14 protein-coding genes are annotated in these 18,453 nt (G+C 37.0%); 6 read left to right on the top strand and 8 right to left on the bottom strand.

The genetic code is table 11. The features are described 5' to 3' along the window. Window positions 1–22: 22 nt before the first annotated feature. The 8 genes from LC418_RS06565 to tssO all read right to left on the bottom strand — a co-directional run bounded on the left by LC418_RS06565 (window position 23) and on the right by tssO (window position 11,932). Window positions 23–2,218, bottom strand: a complete 2,196-nt coding sequence (locus LC418_RS06565; protein ID WP_223558507.1) for a type VI secretion system Vgr family protein — start codon at window positions 2,216–2,218, stop codon at window positions 23–25. Window positions 2,219–2,425: 207 nt separating this feature from the next. Further along, window positions 2,426–2,836 carry a type VI secretion system tube protein TssD gene (gene tssD / locus LC418_RS06560; RefSeq protein WP_174772299.1) on the bottom strand — a complete coding sequence of 137 codons (411 nt, stop codon included), beginning with the start codon at window positions 2,834–2,836 and terminating at the stop codon, window positions 2,426–2,428. Between the two features lie 357 nt (window positions 2,837–3,193). Then, entirely contained in the window at window positions 3,194–4,066 is an 873-nt protein-coding gene (locus LC418_RS06555) for a lytic transglycosylase domain-containing protein (RefSeq protein WP_223558506.1), read from the bottom strand. A gap of 75 nt (window positions 4,067–4,141) precedes the next feature. Next, the gene (locus tag LC418_RS06550; protein WP_223558505.1) at window positions 4,142–6,637 is read right to left on the bottom strand and encodes an ATP-dependent Clp protease ATP-binding subunit; all 2,496 of its coding nucleotides are present in this window, start codon (window positions 6,635–6,637) and stop codon (window positions 4,142–4,144) included. An 819-nt stretch (window positions 6,638–7,456) separates the two neighbouring features. After that, complete coding sequence (tssR, locus tag LC418_RS06545) at window positions 7,457–9,856, bottom strand: type VI secretion system protein TssR domain-containing protein (RefSeq protein WP_111955798.1); 2,400 nt, start codon at window positions 9,854–9,856, stop codon at window positions 7,457–7,459. A 44-nt stretch (window positions 9,857–9,900) separates the two neighbouring features. Then, the gene (locus LC418_RS06540) at window positions 9,901–10,809 is read right to left on the bottom strand and encodes a PKD domain-containing protein (RefSeq protein ID WP_111955796.1); all 909 of its coding nucleotides are present in this window, start codon (window positions 10,807–10,809) and stop codon (window positions 9,901–9,903) included. A 45-nt stretch (window positions 10,810–10,854) separates the two neighbouring features. Next, window positions 10,855–11,382: a type VI secretion system transmembrane protein TssO gene (locus tag LC418_RS06535; protein WP_223558504.1), complete on the bottom strand. Its 528-nt coding sequence runs from the start codon at window positions 11,380–11,382 to the stop codon at window positions 10,855–10,857. Window positions 11,383–11,398: 16 nt separating this feature from the next. Beyond that, window positions 11,399–11,932, bottom strand: coding sequence for a type VI secretion system TssO (tssO, locus tag LC418_RS06530; RefSeq protein ID WP_223558503.1), 534 nt, complete (start codon window positions 11,930–11,932; stop codon window positions 11,399–11,401). A 180-nt stretch (window positions 11,933–12,112) separates the two neighbouring features. Between tssO and LC418_RS06525 the strand changes: the two genes are divergently transcribed. The 6 genes from LC418_RS06525 (at window position 12,113) to LC418_RS06500 (ending at window position 18,299) form a co-directional block, all read left to right on the top strand. Continuing rightward, on the top strand, window positions 12,113–12,784 hold the full coding sequence (locus LC418_RS06525) for a response regulator transcription factor (protein ID WP_111955790.1): 672 nt from the start codon (window positions 12,113–12,115) through the stop codon (window positions 12,782–12,784). 138 nt (window positions 12,785–12,922) lie between these two features. Further along, window positions 12,923–13,213: an HU family DNA-binding protein gene (locus tag LC418_RS06520; RefSeq protein WP_002984212.1), complete on the top strand. Its 291-nt coding sequence runs from the start codon at window positions 12,923–12,925 to the stop codon at window positions 13,211–13,213. Window positions 13,214–13,578: 365 nt separating this feature from the next. Next, on the top strand, window positions 13,579–15,138 hold the full coding sequence (locus LC418_RS06515; protein ID WP_111955788.1) for an Rne/Rng family ribonuclease: 1,560 nt from the start codon (window positions 13,579–13,581) through the stop codon (window positions 15,136–15,138). A 318-nt stretch (window positions 15,139–15,456) separates the two neighbouring features. Next, window positions 15,457–16,875 (top strand): T9SS type A sorting domain-containing protein, encoded by a 1,419-nt coding sequence (locus tag LC418_RS21020; protein ID WP_338075524.1) that lies wholly within the window; start codon window positions 15,457–15,459, stop codon window positions 16,873–16,875. A gap of 78 nt (window positions 16,876–16,953) precedes the next feature. Continuing rightward, the gene (locus LC418_RS06505) at window positions 16,954–17,424 is read left to right on the top strand and encodes an OsmC family protein (protein WP_223558502.1); all 471 of its coding nucleotides are present in this window, start codon (window positions 16,954–16,956) and stop codon (window positions 17,422–17,424) included. Window positions 17,425–17,651: 227 nt separating this feature from the next. Beyond that, entirely contained in the window at window positions 17,652–18,299 is a 648-nt protein-coding gene (locus LC418_RS06500) for a response regulator transcription factor (protein WP_111956225.1), read from the top strand. Window positions 18,300–18,453: the final 154 nt, after the last annotated feature.

The raw sequence follows: 18,453 nt of genomic DNA, 5'->3' as shown, positions 1-18,453 counted from the left end.
TTTTAGAATAAATTACCCAACACTAGTTAATATCAACTTTACTTCCGGTAATAAAAAGATCTCCTGTTGCATTGATTGAAGTGATCGATTTACTGTGAATGCTCAGCTTATCCTGTGTTACTAGTAAAGCATTCTGTAACGAATTCAAATCCAGCATTCCTTCTTTGGCAGAAATAGTGATTCCTTCTTTGGTGATGGTTATGCTGTTTTCGCCTACTTTTAATTCAATTTTTGTTTTTCCTTCCACCGATATGTTTCCACTGGCATCCATTTTTAAAACCGAATTAGCCGCTCCGCCGTCTTTTCCGCCTACATTAATAGAACTCGTACTTCCGGCATTGACCGTATTATTGTTTCCTACGTTGACAGTTTTATTATTATTGGCGTTGGTCTGTGCATTTCCTGCCCCATCAAATTTCATATTGGCACCGCCCTGATCGGTCAGAAAAACAGAACCTTCACCATCATTCAATTCTAATTTATTTCCGCTTCTGCTGCTTAAACTTTTTATGTTATTACCGGTTCCGCCTCCGCCTCCGATTCCGCCATGGAACATTCCTCCCATAACAAACGGACGGTCCGGGTGCTGATGCACAAAATTGACAATGACCTGGTCCCCAACTTCCGGAACAGCCATAAATCCTCTGTTTTTACTTACTTTGTCACTGCTTCCTGCATCCGGAGTCATCACACGGACAAATTCTGTAGTATCCGGCCCACCCTGCCAGTCAAACTGAACTTTTACCCTTCCCTGGTTTAAAGGATCGGTATTGGAAATAACCTTTGCAAATTGCGGTTCTGCTTTCGGAGTTTCAAATTCCGGACGGGGAATAAACCCAGTATCTGCAGCAATAGCTTCAAAATTCCCGTCATAATAGCCTCTTGCATTGACTTCATGGGTAACTTCCACAATCATTAATTTGGTAAAATAAGAGGTATCGTTAGTATCTGTTTTACGCATTTCAATATCTGCCGTACATCCGGGATATAAGAACGGAACCGTTGTAGCTCCTGAAGTAATGAAAACCTCCGATGCCTTGCTGCCTGCTGTTCCTTTCTGGGAGGCGTCAATATCCATAAATGATGTGGCTTTAATAGGCGCTACCCGTAAAGAAGGTGTTTTAAATGTTCTTTCTGATATTTCGTAAGCACGTTTGGCAATATCCGAAGTATGATTGATCTTCGAGCTTCCTGTAACGAGTTTCTCATTTTTGCTGCTGTTATAGCCATAAAAACTTGGGCTTACATGCTGAGCTTTCATCCTTATCGCAATATCACTTACACTGCTTCCGTAGGTAAGTTTAACAGGTTTTTCCTGTGGTGGAAGTTTTCCGAAATGCAGAACTTCACCATCATAATAAAACTGTTCGCCGTAAGCTTCAGCAATTCTTGCCAGATAGTTGTAATGAGTTTCTTCATACTGAGAGCTGTAAGGAACGTTTCCATGCTGGGCATCTACCCTGAAATCGAACTTGTTCTGTCCTAATCCCTCTCTGATGACATGATCAGCAATACTGTTCAAGCTTACTTCCTGCCCGCCCCCGAAGCTCTGAATGTGGGGTGCAGCATCCAACAGCACAGTCGGACTGAATCCTTTAAGGACAATATTTCCAAGGCTTCCTTTTTCCTGACTGAATCCTACTTCTGTAATAACCCCCACAAAGTTACGCTCAGGCCCCTGTTCGATATCTTTATATTTAAATACTACTGTAATTCTTTTTCCTAAAAAGCCCTGTGCTTCCTGTAAATTATGGTTTTCTGCACCCCCTAAAGTATCATGGGCGAGAATAAGGCTGAATTCGTGGTGCTTTGAAGCACTCTGAACCAGTTTAAAATGTTTGAAGTGCCTAATTACCTGCCCCTCCACTACAATATCAAGCATGACAACTCGGTTAATTCCTGCAATAATACTTTCCGGGATAGCCTGTGCGTTATGTATTTTGGAAGTGGGCTGTTTGGACCATACCTTGTTTTCGATGACGGATGGATTATTGGGAACCATAGTCTGGTTCATAAACATTTTAGTGCTCTGGGAAGGGCCTGAATAAATGTTCTGTGCGTTTTTTGCAGATTTTTTGATGGCTTCATCTGCTTTCTGAAGCTTAGCATCTACTTTTTGTACAACAATATCTTCAGCATTGTTAAGCTGTTCTGCTGCTGTATCTTCTATACTTCCTTTCGGGTCCTGCATTTTTATCGGTTGATCATCTTTAAACATAATAAGTGTTTTGTTTAAATTATAATAAATTCTGAATAGCTTCCAGCAATACGGAGGCAGCTTCCAATCCTTACGTAACGCTTATCATAAGGTTCCGAAGGACCATTTTGGACGTGATTTGTCCAAATATGGCAAAAACAGAATAGTATATTCTTGCGAATACACTATTCTGTACCAATTTATTTTTACTAAGATGATTGTTCAGGATTAATGACCTGATGCAGGCCACATTCCGCGGTACTCGGAGTTACCTAACGTGATAACTTCTGCACTAACGACGAAACTGATGAGCATACTGTTTTCGTCTACAGCGTCGAAGTCTACTTCATGCTGGATCACATATCCGTTTTCCCACTTCAATGTAGTCAATGTACCTTCTTCGTGAGATTTGTTGAAAGTAACTTCACCTGTAGTAGGCTTATACTTTCCGTTCAGTAAGCTTTCAAGGATGTCCGATTTTTCAGTAGCTTCTACTGTAACTTTGATCAGTGCATTGGAAGGGTCTGATGCTACACGTCCTGATACGTCCGTAGATCTTGATACACTGTAGTTAAGCTTTAATAGCTTCTGACCTTCTCCTCCGTTGAATTTTAAGATTCCTCTTGAATTTGCTGCCATGATTTGTAAATTTTAATCGTTAATATTTTGTGATTTGGTGATTGATTGTATAACAAATATATAACGTCCTATTTTGATAAAAAAGCTTTTGGATATAAATCTGAAATTTTGTAGTAATTCTACGATTTGATGTAGTAATTCTACGATAATAGACTTAAAACAAAACATAAACAACTGATTTAAAATAATTTAAAATAAATAAAAAACAACATTTACAATATTAATTTTACACTTAAAAGAGAAATATTAAGAATTTTTAAGAACATTAGCAGGTTTTCATCAAGGATTAAATTAATCTATTAACAAAAAAAACCGTTACTAAAAGTTACGGTTTTAAGAATTATAATGAGCACAGATTTATTGCTGCTGTACACGGCTTCCTTGTTTTATAGAACGGGAAAGAATTTTATTTTTTTTCAAAAGAAAATCCGGCATAAGGTCGGTAGGAAGATAAAGAGGACTCTCCCCTTTTTTCTGCAGTTCTTCAACGATTCCGGGATTCCAGGCAAGAATTTCATTCATTTCCACATCCAGCTCATCAGCAATGACATCCAGATTGAATCCTGCATTAATTTCGGTTTCCTGAAGAGGTGCAGCACTGTTTCTGCCGCTTCCCCCTTCGGTAAAGAAAATTTTGTTGAGTCTTGAAGAATTATAGTTATTCAAAACACTTTCCAGCTCACCGGTTGCGTAGCAAGCATTCAGGTATTTTTTAACGTGATTGATTGTTTCACCGGGAAGGTATTTAGAAAACACATGGTATTGTGTTGAACCTGCATTCTGCATCGCTTTGGCAATATTTCCTTCGCCACAGTTATAAGCTGCGACAACCGTAATCCAGTCGCCATACTTTCTGTAGAGATTGGCCAGGGAAATTACAGCTGTTTTTGTACTTTTATACACATCCGTCCGGTTTTGTTCTGTAAGTCCGTACTGGTTGGCATGGGAGGTCATAAATTGCCATATGCCCACTGCTCCGGCTCCTGAGGTTATATTTCTGTTGAAATGCGACTCAATCAGAGCCAGGTTTCTCAAATGTCTGGGCAGTCCTTTCTGTACCAATGAATATTCAATAAATTCAACGATTTCCTTATTTGCATTGATAATATTATTGTACTTTTTCACGCTGCTTTCGGAAGTATCGGAAGCCGCAAGAAACTGTCCGTTCACTGTTACAAAAGTCCCTGCAAGCAACAGTCCTGTAAAAATGGTTTTGAATACAGTTTTCATTTTAATTCCTTATGGTTATTGACAAAGAAACTGTCAGATAAATTATTTATCAAAACAGGCTTCCTTTATAATTTTTTAATCTACTTTCCAGCTTAGCTTTTCTTCTTCATTATTCCAGTCTACATGGATGGTCTGCCCGGATTTCACTTCTTCTCTTACGATCATTTTAGAAATCGGTCTTGCCAGCTGTGCACGGATTACTCCGGAGATCTGTCTTGCCCCGTATTTGCTGCTGAAGCCTCCCAATGCAAGGTTCTTCACAGCTTCGTCACTGATCTTTAAGGTCATTCCCAATCTTGTCAGTGAGGAATGAAGTGATTTCAGCTGGATATTGAAAATTCTTTCTGCAATAGATTCTGTGATCGGTGCAAAAGGAATAATCTCTGTGATCCTGGCTAAGAACTCCGGTCTGAACCTCCCTGAATTGGACATAATCTGCATCAGTGTGGAAGATTCCGGAACTTTTCCTTCTTCAAACTGTTTTACAATCTCTTCACTTCCGATGTTTGAAGTGAAAAGGATCAGGGCATTGCTGAAGTCGCCTTCTTTTCCCAGTTTATCGTGAACCTTTCCTTCATCCATGATCTGTAGGAATACATCAAAAACGGAATGGTGGGCTTTTTCAATTTCATCAAATAAGACAACGGTATAAGGCTGCTGTCTGATTTTATTAACCAGCATTCCTCCTTCTTCATACCCTACATAACCCGGAGGCGCTCCATACAGTAATGCTGCGGAATGTTCTTCTTTAAATTCGGACATATCAAAACGTACCATGGCTTTCTCATCATTGAAGAGGAGCTCTGCCATAGATTTTGCCAGCTCGGTTTTCCCTGTACCGGTAGGTCCCAGAAGGAAGAATGACCCGATAGGCTGTCCCGGCTTGTTCAGTCCGCTTCGGTTTTCAACAATGGCGTCTGACAGGATCTTTAAAGCATGATCCTGACCTACTACCCTGTTCAGTAGAAGAGATTCCATATTCAGGAGCTTTTCTTTTTCCTGAGCCTGGATCTTGCCTATTGGAATATTTGTTTTTGCCGCCATTACTGCTGCCAGTTCCAGACGGTCTACTTTTTCTCTTTTGACAGCTGCATGCTGTAAAAGCTCCGCATAGGTATCATCAATGATTTTGTGGATCTGATCAACAGGCATGGAATTGTCAATAACCGGCTGTTCGTTTAATGATCCCCAAAGAATAGGACTTATTTTATCTCTCAGGAGGTTATAATTCCAGATGAGCTCATTAGCCTGGTCTTTGCTGTCGGTAAATTCTTCCTTTAAAATGGCCTCGTAAGTTTCTTTCCAGTCTGCCAGTTCTTTTTCTGAAAGTTCATCCAGCATTTTAATGGCGGCCATGGTACGGTCCAGCAAATCAATGGCTGCATCGGGCAGTTTTTTGCCTTTTGCATATCTTTTTGCCAAACGTACACACTCGGGAATGGAGTTTTTTTCTACTTCTATGCCATGATGTTTTTTGTAGCCGTCGAGAAGGACATCTATCATTTTCACACAGGTCTGCTCATCCGGCTCATTGACTGTCAGAACTTCAAAACGACGGTTGAAAGCCTGTTCCGGTTCAATGATCTTTCTGTATTCTTCTTGTGTTGTGGCTCCTATTACGGTAATTTCACCTCTTGCCAGTTCAGGCTTAAGGAGGTTAGCCACATTTCCAATGCTTCCTTTCGGATCAAGAAGGGTATGAATTTCATCAATGAAAAGGACCGCCTTTTCGATTTTTTTACATTCAGTGATAACTTTTTTCAGTCGGTCTTCAATTTCACCTTTATAAGAAGTTCCGGCTAATAATGCTCCGGTGTCAAGTTCGAGAAGGGTTGCATTTTTCAACATTTCAGGAACATTTCCTTTGGTGATTTCTATGGCAAAACCTTCTACTAAAGCTGTTTTTCCTACACCCGGCTCGCCAATGATAATAACATTCGGCTTGCTTCTTCGGCAAAGGATCTCAACGAGCATTCTGAGCTCTTTATCTCTTCCTATGATGTTTTCAAGGTCGCCTTTTCTGGCTTGTGCCGTTCTGTCTACACAGTAGCTTTTGATTGACGGGAATGAGGAGTCTGTAAAATCTGACCCGTTTGAAAAAAGTGATGAAAAATCACCGTCTTCGGATACAGCGAAAGGGGTATCTTTTCTATATAAGTTGAAAATTTCATGTTCTCTCAGGGGAAGCGACTTCAGCTGCTGCAGTGAAAAAACGACCTGAGGTTTTACGATAGCGGTAAGAATACAGATAGGCGTGATCTCGTCCAGTCCCAATTTTAAGCGTATATCGTCTGCTTCTTCTGTAAGGGTATCTACAACTTCATCCTGACGTACTTCATCCGGAAGATGGGCTGTTTTCGGATAATCTTCAATGCGGACGTCTGCCCATTCATAAAAGTAGCCGGGATCTTTATCAATACTTTTAAGGAATTCATTGAGGCCGATATCTTTATGCATCAAGGCCTGCAGAATGTGCGGACCGCCGTATGTAGCATTATAGTTTTCCTTTGCTATTGACTGAGCAATATGAAATAGCTGTTTTACTGTTTCGTTGGTTACTAGTACTCCCATTATAATTTTCTAATATTAATATGTTGTGTTTCTTTTAATTTTTTAGATTATTTGGTGCAATCTGTCAAAATATACCTTTTACAAATATATCTTTTTTATATAAAATGTATGTTGGATAAAGATAGTTAATTCTTTGATTAGAGATGTAATAAGTTTTCTGGTGATGAAATCAAATATTTCTGAAATTCCGCTAACATTTTATGTTCGTTGAAATTATTTTTTTTGCGACATTCTGTTTTATTCATATTGCTGTATGCCTGTCAATATAAAAGTAACCAGCTAATACTTTAAGCAAAAAGACCGTCTTTAGAGGACGATCTTTTTTATGAATGTTGATGTGTAATAGTGTGTCTTCGTTATATGGCTGCAACCCGGTGATCATCTGTATTGTAATTTCAACAACTTCTGTTATTTTTTGTCATTGAACATTATGAGCTCTGAATTCCCTGCCATAACCGTAAATTTTTTCACTATTAATATTTTGTGATGTGGTGTTTGTTTAACAAATATATAGAGCTTATTTCTATTCTAAAAATATTTCGATATAAATTTCACATTTTGTAGTAATTCTACGACTTTGGATTTAAGAATCACTGTTAGAAGTCACCAGGACACTGTTTGCAACTTTTGGACTGTAGAGAAAAAAGAGAGATTTTACACTTAAATGAGAAATAGCGAAGTTTTCAGGTTCTGTTTTTGAGTTATAAAAGGGGAGTTTGTGAACCTGTTGTTTAAAAAAATTAAGGAAAATATAATTTTTTAGACACAAAAAAAGCAGAAGTTATACTCCTGCTTTTGATATGATACTATTAATAATGATTAATGTTTTGTGTATTCCGGCTCCTCAATGGTCTGAGTGGTCGGCATAAAGTACTCATTAAGCCAGTAGAAGGTTTGTCCGTTCTGCTGGATTTTCACTGCCGGATTGCTTCTGTGGGAAAGCATATGTTCTGCCAGATTCTTATAATTCTTGAAATATGCTCTTACTGTTTCCTTTAAAACAATTTTAGATTTTTTCCAGCCTTTCAGCTTGTATTTTGACATCAGCTCATCTTCAGAATTATCAAAACCGGTACTTAATCCGACTGCATAAGCCATTGGTTTTTCATACAGTTCAGATTTATCCAGGAATGTTAAGGTAGGATTATATTTTTTCAGAAGTTTGATATATTCCTTAATAGCTCTTGACTGGCTAAAATCCGCTCTTTCAGGTTCGGTCTTATGATAGACTTCGGTATAGAAGTTCTTTAAGTTATCATATTCCGTTTCAGAGATAAGAATCCCTTTTTCTATGCCCGGTTTGTATTCTTTCAGATTTTTCGGGATATATCCTTTTACAAGGAACGGGTTTCCATAATTGATCAGCTGTGCTGCAATTCCTGCAGAAACCGGATTGGTAAGACCTGGGAAGAGATATTTATATTTCAGATCTACATCTGTTCTTCCTGCTCCTACCGAGGAGTGGAAATACTCATTCAGGGATTTATCAATCGTTTCGTTGTCTAGAGTTACCTGCGCAATAAGGCTGTCCACAGATTTTTTCAGGTATCCAGGTGTTGCAACATCGCCTTTTTTAGGGAAGATGACAAATCCCTGGGACATACTCTGCTTAGGATAATCCAGTGAGAAGAACCCGGCATCGCCTTCCACAAGGTTAAAGTTATTTTTGGTAAGAACATCACTCTGGTTGATGATTTTCTGTTTTTTCAGTTCAGCAATATTTTTAGCAGTATTGGTCACTACATTTTCAGACATCAATACAAAATCGTTGTAGGTATCGGATGATCTTGCACTTGTCTGAAACATAATCACCCTGGCCTGTGCCTGTGTAAGGGAGCTGATCACGTTGTACATATTTCCACTTTGGTCGGCAGAAGTTCCTACTGTTACGACAATATTGGTTTCATCCGGAACATTAGAGAGTAGGTTTCCAGCAGCAGAAAGCGCTTCGCCAACCGGCTGATATCCGCTGTTGCTTGCACAATTCATTTCATTGGTTTTTTCGTCAATGAACTTTGTAATTTTACTGTAATCTGTACTTAAATTAGAAGTCATGACATTTTCTCCACACGGATTGTTCTTATATAAAACAACGCCGTATTTTACGCCATTGAAATAAGACGGCTTTTCAAATCTAAGCTGCAGATCCTGAAGAAGAGATTTAACGATCGGGGCATACGGAGCATTCGGAGCACTTACATCCAGAGCAAAAACGATGTTGATATTTTTATCTCTTTCCGTGATTTCTCTGTAACGGTCAAAATAAATCTCTTCCCCCAAAACATTGAATACATAATTTTTACTGTAATCTAAAATATTGGTAAAGTATTTCGTTTTGGAGTCCGGTGTGGGAGCTTCATTTAATGCTAAATTTACCGGATAAATATTCTCAAGAGGCGTTCTCTTATTGGTATCCGTAAGAAGAATTGCAGTTCTGCTTTCTGCGTCTGCTGCACCAGGATATCCTTCATGTATTCCTAACGCAGACTCTGTAACTTGCGTATCATTTTTGAGCTTTACGGCAGAACGCTCACCCCATGCAGAGATTACGTTGGCATTTACCCATCCGTATAAACTGGTGCCGATACTGTCTATATCAACAGAAGGCTTTTTACCTACCAGAAAACGTTTATTATTTTCGGCCTGTTTGTAAACATATACCATCTGTCCGTTTGGAATTTTGACCTTGGCTTCTTCTATAAGACTTGGAGAATTGAATACCATGATGGAATCATTCTTATAGTATCTTTCTGCACTTCTGATGACTTCGCTGTGATTCGGGACTACAGCGACTCTTACAGGGAAACCTGTTTTTTCGCTTTTCAAAGAATTGTTCCATAAAAGAAGATCGGATTCCGGGATCCAGCCATAGGTTTTAATGGATTTTGATGAAACCTTTTTCATCAGGGCATCGGGAACGTATTCCGCTACTTTTACCATTCCGTCTCTATGTTTCAGAACCATTAAAGGCTCAAGAAACTTAACTTCTTTGTAAGATTTTTCGTCACTTTTATCAAGATAGGCCGTATTTCTGGACCTGTCTGAAATAACGATCCACGGGACCGACTTTTTTGGATATCCGTTCACTACCGGCGAATTGTCTACCTGCCCGTATTGCGACGGCTCAGGAGTTCTTTTAGACGGCAGCTTGACCTGGCAGCTTGCCAACAATACTGATAATCCTATGTAATATGCTGCTAGAGGAAATTTATTTTTCATCCTATTTTATTTTAATGATTGGTGTATCCGGATGCCGGACTCTATTATTTGCTTTGGTTTATATCTACCTTCGTTACACAGTTCTGCTTATCATCTAAGTTCACTTTTACACTTTGGATGACAACGTTTTTGTCAAACTGAAGCCCGGCACAGTACATATAGAAGTTATTCGCTTTACTGTCGCTTACTTTCACTACCGTGTTTTCGTTGTTGCAGAGATAGGTTCTCAACAGGTAGTTATAATGCATATTAAAACTGTTCCCGTTGGCAATCTGCTGTAGGTGATATTTGAAGTCATCATCAACCTTTTTATAGGAATCTTCTACAGGTATTTCATCTTCCTGCAAAGAGTTGTAAGCCGGAAGAATTTTGATAAGGTGGTAAATAGGTTCCTGACTTTCCTCTGTGAATAATGCCACACGGTAATCTCCCGGTTTTTTATAAGAATAAATGGCCATCTTCTCTTTAGCATCTATATTGCCTGTTTCGCCAAACTTCCATGCAAACTGTGTAGCCTCCGAAACGGCACGGAACTGTACATTTTCGTTCTGCATTGCCTGTGCAGGAGCTTCAATAACGGTACTGATCTTCGCACTGTCTTGTGGCTTCTGGTATCTGGCCGAAACCATTACAGGGAAAGTCTTGCTATATTTGTTATCAATAATCAAGCTTACCGAATAATAGCCCGGTTTATTATAAAAGTGTATTCCGGTACTTTTGTCTGAAGTTGTTCCGTCCCCAAAATTCCATCTCTTGGTTTTTGCGAACTGGGTTTTATCCTCAAATAAAAGGGTATCTCCTACAGAGAGTGATGAAGGATAGACTACTCCTACAATATCATCGGAAGAATGGATTACCTTTTTCTGCAGCCATAACGCAATGAGTGCCGCAATAAGCAGCGTTGCGATAACACCAATAATAATGTTCTTTTTGTTTTTTTGAAAATAATTCATAGTTAAGTGATTGTGATGTGTTTATTCCTTTAATGTTTATTTCTTTTACTGGGTTCTTGCCCTTAGCGCATTTTCTCTTTCATAAAGGCGGTTTTGTTTATCTTTAAAACCGATTCTGCAGTCTTCCACTTCTTTTTCGAATCTTTTTACATCTTCTGTAGTGGTAGAAATAACTTTTTTGTCCTCAAAATACATTTTGTAGAATTTAGCAATCTGCGGATATGCATCTTTACGGATATCCATGATATTGCTATTACCTTGAAAATGACTCGCAAGGCCGTTAATTCCATTAAAAATATTGTTTTCGGCGAAAGGTTCCGGGGATTTGTCTGCAATTCTACTGATGAGAACATAGGTACTGTCCATTTCGGGTTGTAAGATTTTTTGCTGGCTTTCGAATGCTGCCTTCTGCTCCAGACTTTGTATTCCCCTTACATCTTCTTCCGAAAATGGGGAATCGTAACCTTTTAAAAAGATAATTCCGAAGAATATCATAGCTGCTAAAAGCATCAGTATTAAATAAAAAAACTGATAATGCCTTTCTTTCTTAGATAATGTAATAGATCCCTGCATATGCTTTATTTTTTTATTATCTTCTTCTTCCTCCTGTAAAATTCCTTGTAGGATCTTTTTTAAGCTGGCCGTTGGCCCTTCCTACTTTTGCTATACATTCCTCAAGATCCCTGAGGACTATCTTTTTCTGCGATTCTACTCCTATAATATCATTCTTCAATTTCAGCATAGGCTCTATCTGTTTCATCAGAACGGCATAATGCTTGAAATTATCAGCACTGTCTTTGCCCATAATGTTTTTCGCCTCCATCACATCATCCATAATTCTGGTTCTGAGGAAAACATCATTTTCTACCTTATTGATGTTAAGCTGGTTCATCTGGTCATATATTTTATCTACATGATCCCTGAGAACGTCACCCCTCATCATAAGTTCCTTATAGGCATCAGCTTCTCGCACGATTCCTTCCCGTTGTATACTGTAGCTTTTAAAAAAGAAGAATAAACACAGAAAAGATACCACCGACAAAACGGTGAAAGACAGAATAAACTTCCAAATGCCTGCTCTGACATCAGATTTGTTTAGTTTTTTTTCCCTGTTAGAAGACATATGTTTGTGATTTGTTTGGCCTGTGAAAATATAAAAAAAAAAATTTATGCACAATACGTATTTTCCCTAATGTAATTTCGTGAAAACCCTAATTAAGTTAAGATTAATTTTACCTTTCATAAGTTTTTCCTAAATTAGGCCTCTGAATTTTAAATATCAAATACCAAATCGATATTAAAAGTGAGTAAATTATTATCAAACACAGTCCGGTTTTCTATAGCTGACAGTGACTTCTACTTTAAGAAGATCATGATCAAAACACTTATGGAAAACCCTTTCTATATGCTTCTGAATGACTGTAATAACGGCCATGAACTTGTGAACAGGATTTACAGGAGACAGGAAGATGTGTTTATCATAGAACTGTTTATGCCGGTATTAAGCGGGATAGAGGCTATAAAATACATCAGGAAAAACAATACGGAAACTCCTATTGTAACGTATTCCAGCACCTACCAGGAGGATATGGCTGAAATCCTTTCCAAAATCCCGAATATCTATTATTGTCAGAAAAAGAGCACTATTATAAAAGATCTCATTAAAGGAAGTATTGCATCTGATGGCTTTGATTACGAAAAGTACTCTAAGGAATGGGAACAGCAGCCGCTGGCAGTACAGAACTATATGGAAAGGCAGAAGAAGGGCCAGGAAGAACTGAGCCCCACCGAAATACAGCTTATGAAATTCTGCTACGAAGGCTACAGCAACAAGGAAATTGCTGAAAAACTGAACCTTAGCACGCGTACAATTGATACTTATATTAACAGGCTTACGGAAAAGCTGGGGCTGAAAACAAAGCTGCATCTTATCCGTTTCTGCGTGGAAAATGGTTACTACAATTCCAGCATGTAGAAAGATTTAACGTAATATTAATATAGAGTAAACATAAAAACTCCAACTCTTTAAGCAAAAATATTTTGCCACTAATTTGCTAGTATTCAATTTTTTTAACTAAATTTGCACACCTAAAATTTAAAATTAAAAAAGGAAATGACAAAGGCAGAATTGGTAAACACCATCTCAAATAAGTTGGGAACAGAAAAGAATGAAACACAGAAAGTTGTAGAAGCTTTTATGCAGGAGATCAGGACTTCTATGTATAATGGGGATAACGTTTATCTGAGAGGTTTTGGATCTTTTATCATTAAAACAAGAGCTGCTAAAACAGGAAGAAATATTTCTAAGAACACTGCAATTGAAATTCCTGCTCATAACATTCCTGCTTTCAAACCTTCAAAATCTTTTGTAGAGAAAGTAAAAACAAAAGTCGCAGTAAAATAAAAATTAACTGAATATTAACTAGTTACTAAAAAATTAAAATTATGCCAAGCGGAAAGAAAAGAAAAAGACACAAGGTTGCAACTCACAAAAGAAAGAAAAGAAGAAGAGCAAACAGACATAAGAAAAAATAATCTCTTTTTTTCGAGGTTTACAATATAATAATATAGTTGGTGGTTTTATTTATTTAGAGTTCACCGACTATATTTTTGTTTGCAACTATAAGATTCTCAAGGAAAAAAAGGCTTTTGCAGATATTTTTAAAAAGATAGAGCAATTTCATTCTAAATTCTTATATTTAAAATTATTTATTTGCTAAAAAATACGCCAGTTTCCTATAATCTTAATAAATTTTTATCTTATACAAAATGAAGAAAGAACTAATAGTTTCGCATGAAGATGATCTTACAAAGATTGCACTACTGGAAGACGGAAGACTATGTGAACTTCATGAGCAAGAGGACAAAAGCGAATTTATAGTTGGAGATCTGTTTGTAGGAAGAGTAAAAAAACTGGCACCTAACCTGAATGCCGCATTCGTAAATATCGGGTACGATAAGGATGCTTTTTTGCATTATCAGGATCTGGGACCACAGTACCTCACCTACAGAAAGTTTTTAAAAGATACTATTTCTAAAAAACAGAGCACTTCAAGCTTAAAGAATTTCGAGATACAACCCGAAATAGACAAAAACGGAACCGTAGACAAAGTCATTGCAAAAGATGATCTTGTTCTGCTTCAGATTACTAAAGAACCCATTTCCACTAAAGGTCCGAGGATCTCTACCCAGGTTTCTTTAACAGGACGTTTTCTGGTCCTGATCCCTTTCGACAATAAAGTTTCCATTTCTAAAAAAATCAGGACTACTGAGGAAAAAGAAAGACTGAGAACACTTATTGACAGCATCAAGCCTGAAGGTTTCGGTGTCATCATAAGAACCGTAGCGGAAGGAAAAAAAGTAGCAGACCTTCATAATGATATGAATCAGCTGATCCAAAAATGGGAAAGCACATTCAAAAATATTCAGAAAAGTAAGGTTCCGGCCAGAGTTTTAAGCGAAGAAGACAAAGCTTCAGCTATTTTAAGAGATAATTTCAACCAGGATTTCGTAAGCATCATTTGCGATGATGAACAGATGGCAGACGAAATGACCAACTACGTGGAGGTCATAGCTCCGGAAAAAAAGAATATTGTCCAGTTTTATAGTTCCCACATTCCTCTTCTCGAATATTACAACGTTGAAAAACAACTCAAACAGAGTTTCGGAAAACACGTTAATATTCCAAGTTCAAAAGGTGCTTACCTTGTTATAGAGCATACAGAAGCACTTCACGTGATTGATGTAAACTCCGGAAATAATATCACAACCGGAGCCTCTGTAAACAAAGAGCACGCTCTGAAGGTAAACAAAATGGCAGCCACCGAGATTGCCAGACAACTTCGTCTCCGTGATATGGGAGGCATCATTGTAATCGATTTCATCGATATGCAGAATCCTGAACACAGAAGGGATCTGTACGAGCATCTGAAAGAAGAAATGAAGCGCGACAAAGCACGTCATAAGATTCTTCCACCGAGCAAATTTGGACTCATCCAGATTACCAGACAAAGAAACCGCCCGGAAAAACAGATCGAAACCAAAGAAGAAAACCCGAACAAAGACGGAGAAATTATAGCTCCGATTGTAATCGTGGAAAGAATGGAGGAAACCATAAGAAACATTATACAGAAGGATAAAGGAAAACTTTACCTGCATGTACACCCTTTCGTTGAAGCCTACCTTACCAAAGGAATCAAAAGCATCCAGATGAAATGGTTCATCAAGTATAAAAAATGGGTAACCATCATTCCACGGGATTCTTTCAAATATTTAGAATACAAGATTTACAATTCGAAAAAAGAAGAATTGGTTGGATATTCTAATTAACACAAAATTCTAAACCTCCAGCTTGTCTGGAGGTTTTTTTATTATTTCCGTTCATAAATATAAGAAACGGCCTCTGATTCTATTGGGGTAATTATATTTAAGACATGCTACACTTTTAGACAATCAATTAAACATATTTTAGACTCAACATTTTTTATCAAATTAAAAATCTGACTACATGTAAGTTAAATTCTTGTCATATTTATGTCATAGCTGCTATTTTGCATTAAATCAACTTTCTTGATAAAATTGCAAAACTAAAGGGCAAAACTTTCAGAACTGAAAAAAGTCATTTGGGTTACAGTAGATTAATATAAAATCTTAAATATAAATAATGAAAAAAATTTTATTACTGGGATTACTTATGGTAATTCAAAGTGTATCCGCACAGATTATTCGTATGACAGCAGTTTTGCATTAAATGGTAAATATTTAATTCCCACCGCCAGTAGTTCTTCCAACACACAGATTATTCAGAACACTGACGGGAGTATTTATTTCACCTATCTCAAAGACAACATTTCAGGAAATCCCGAAACTGCATTATCAAAGCTTACTCCTAGCGGAATTGTTGACTTGTCTTTTGGAAATAACGGGGAAACTATAATTCCATACAACTCATATGATACCCAATTGAAAAAACATACCGACGGTAAACTTTTCATAGTATGTCTTTATGATGATGGCACCGCTGTAGCAAAGATTCTCCCTAATGGGCAATTAGACCCGTCTTTCGGTACTAATGGGATAAGCACTATCCCTTATATTGGATCGGATTCAAATACTTTGGGATACGGCTTATATTTACAAAACAATAAACCAATTGTTTATGGGGCAGCTTTTAATAATTTTGGATCACTTTTAGGCTATTCTCTTGTATATAGATTAAATGAAAATGGCACTATTGATAATACCTTTGGTAACAACGGAGCTATCCAAACTGCAGGAGCTAATGTTTTCTTAGACAACCAATCGAATATTATAAGTCTTATCAGTGGCCAAAGTAACCCAACTGGAGCAATAGAAAAATATAATAGTAACGGGCAGCCTTTTACAAGTTTTGGCAACAATGGGGTTCTAGCTTTTCCTTCTTCACCAGGGCTCATTAATGCAGCTTTTATGGACAGCAGTAACAATATTATTTGTTCAAACATTGATAATGAAGTTTTCAGGATAAATTCCAATGGAGTTTATGACAGTTCTTTTATATTTGATATCAATGCTTTCCCCTTCACCAGTACAGAGGGTGCTAACTTATCTTTACCAATAACCGAAAAAAATGGCAATTATTATATTTCAGGAATAACTGGTTCTATGATGGAAAAGTTTTTTATTTCCAAACTTACTTCAACCGGGAACATTGACCCTGTTTTCAATTATTATTCTGAAACAACTAATGGACTGGTTTTCATAGGTGATATGATCATAAATGATACTAATATTTTTGCAGTAAGAGGAAATAGTATAATGAAATTCTTGCTAAATAACTCGTTGGCGACCGCAAATACAGCAAAGGATACTTCAGCTTTTTCATTTGAAAATCCTGTTAAGAAAAACCTTGTTTATTCTTCAAAAGAAAAAGTGCTTAAAATAGAGATATATTCTGTTGATGGAAGGCTTATAAAAACCATAAAAGAAAACAATTCAACTGTTTCAGATTTGTCGAAAGGAGTATATGTTGCAAAGGTCAGTTTTGAAAATGGAAAAATTATTTCCAGGAAACTTATTAAAGATTAGGATTCAAACTATCTTATAAAATATATTAAAAAGTATTTGCTTAATTTTAGCAGATACTTTTTTTATCTCCCTACTAAAATGAGCAAAGAACACCATTACAAAGCAACAATTGTCTGGACGGGCAACAAGGGAACAGGAACCAGCAGCTATAGAACCTACGAAAGAAGTCATACGATTCAGATTGCAGATAAGGCACTCATTGAAGGTTCTTCTGATCCTGCATTCCGTGGAGACAAAACCAAACATAATCCCGAAGATCTTTTCCTTTCCTCTCTTTCTTCCTGCCATATGCTATGGTATCTTCATTTCTGTTCAGAAGAAGGTATTATCGTTACCAGTTATACGGATGAAGCCACAGGAACTATGACTGAAGCGGCGGATGGAAGCGGCCACTTTACATCAGTTACCTTACATCCTACAGTGATTGTAGCGGAAGAATCAATGATCGAAAAAGCAAAAGAACTCCATCACAAGGCAGGGCAATTTTGCTTTATTGCTAAGTCAGTCAATTTTCCGGTACAACATATCCCTACCGTGTTAGTTAAATAATTTTTAGTCTGGTTTAAATTCAATTAAAACACCATTAATACTAAGTTTTAACTACAATAACTCTAAAATTAATGCTCAAAACTCCACAATAAGAGAATTATTTATCAAATAATCAATAAAAATAATATTTTATCATCATTTTATATGTAAAAAAATACAATTAATTGTTATTTTTATTTAAAATGTAAAGTTTTTTTTATATTTTTATATAAATAAAACTAACCATGATGAAACCGAGACTAATCATTTTTGATGAGCCGCTACTGTATACTGAAGGTTTATCAAAACTGCTCTCACAGAGCAAAATTTTTAACACGATTGACATTTGTAATTCTTATGAACGCTTATTTGAACAATTAAAAGAAGACCCTCCGGAAATTCTGGTCATAAGCTCCAATATGCTGATGCTTACAGATATTTTCAGACTTGTAGAAGACATTACCTCCACAAACAAAAAAATCAAAATTATTGTCATAGGCAATAGTTACGATATGACAGACATCCGGAAGCTTTTTAACAAAGGCATAAAAAGCTACCTTGACAAAAACAGCACATATAATGAATTTCTAAAATCTATTAATGTTCTGCTTTTGAACGAAATCTACATCTGTGACAATGCCAAAGAAAGAATGATCAACTTTATGAGCAGCGAGGAAGGAAAACCGAACCCGCAAATGAAAGAACCCCTTACGCGCAGAGAAATGGAAATCCTTAAACTGATATGCGACGGATTCAGCAGTAAAGATATTTCTGAAAAGCTTTTTATAAGTATCAATACTGTAGAAACCCACCGCAAAAGAATTCTCTTAAAATTAAATGCCAAAAATTCCGTAGGAATTGTAAAATACGCCTTAGAAAACCACATTATCGACTGATGAAAACCAATTTCACTTCACCCCGAAAAAATTCCAAACCTGAAGGTTTGGAATTTTTTCGGGGTGAAGTGAATCTTCAATTTTGCATTGCAAGTGAATAGTAAATTTTAAGATATAGCCATATATTATGATTTTCTCCGCAATGTACCACAAG

This window comes from Chryseobacterium lathyri, from assembly GCF_019970085.1.
GTDB lineage: Bacteria > Bacteroidota > Bacteroidia > Flavobacteriales > Weeksellaceae > Chryseobacterium > Chryseobacterium lathyri.
The sequence above is the reverse complement of the archived record's forward strand: the minus strand, read 5'-3'. Positions and strand labels throughout refer to the sequence as shown.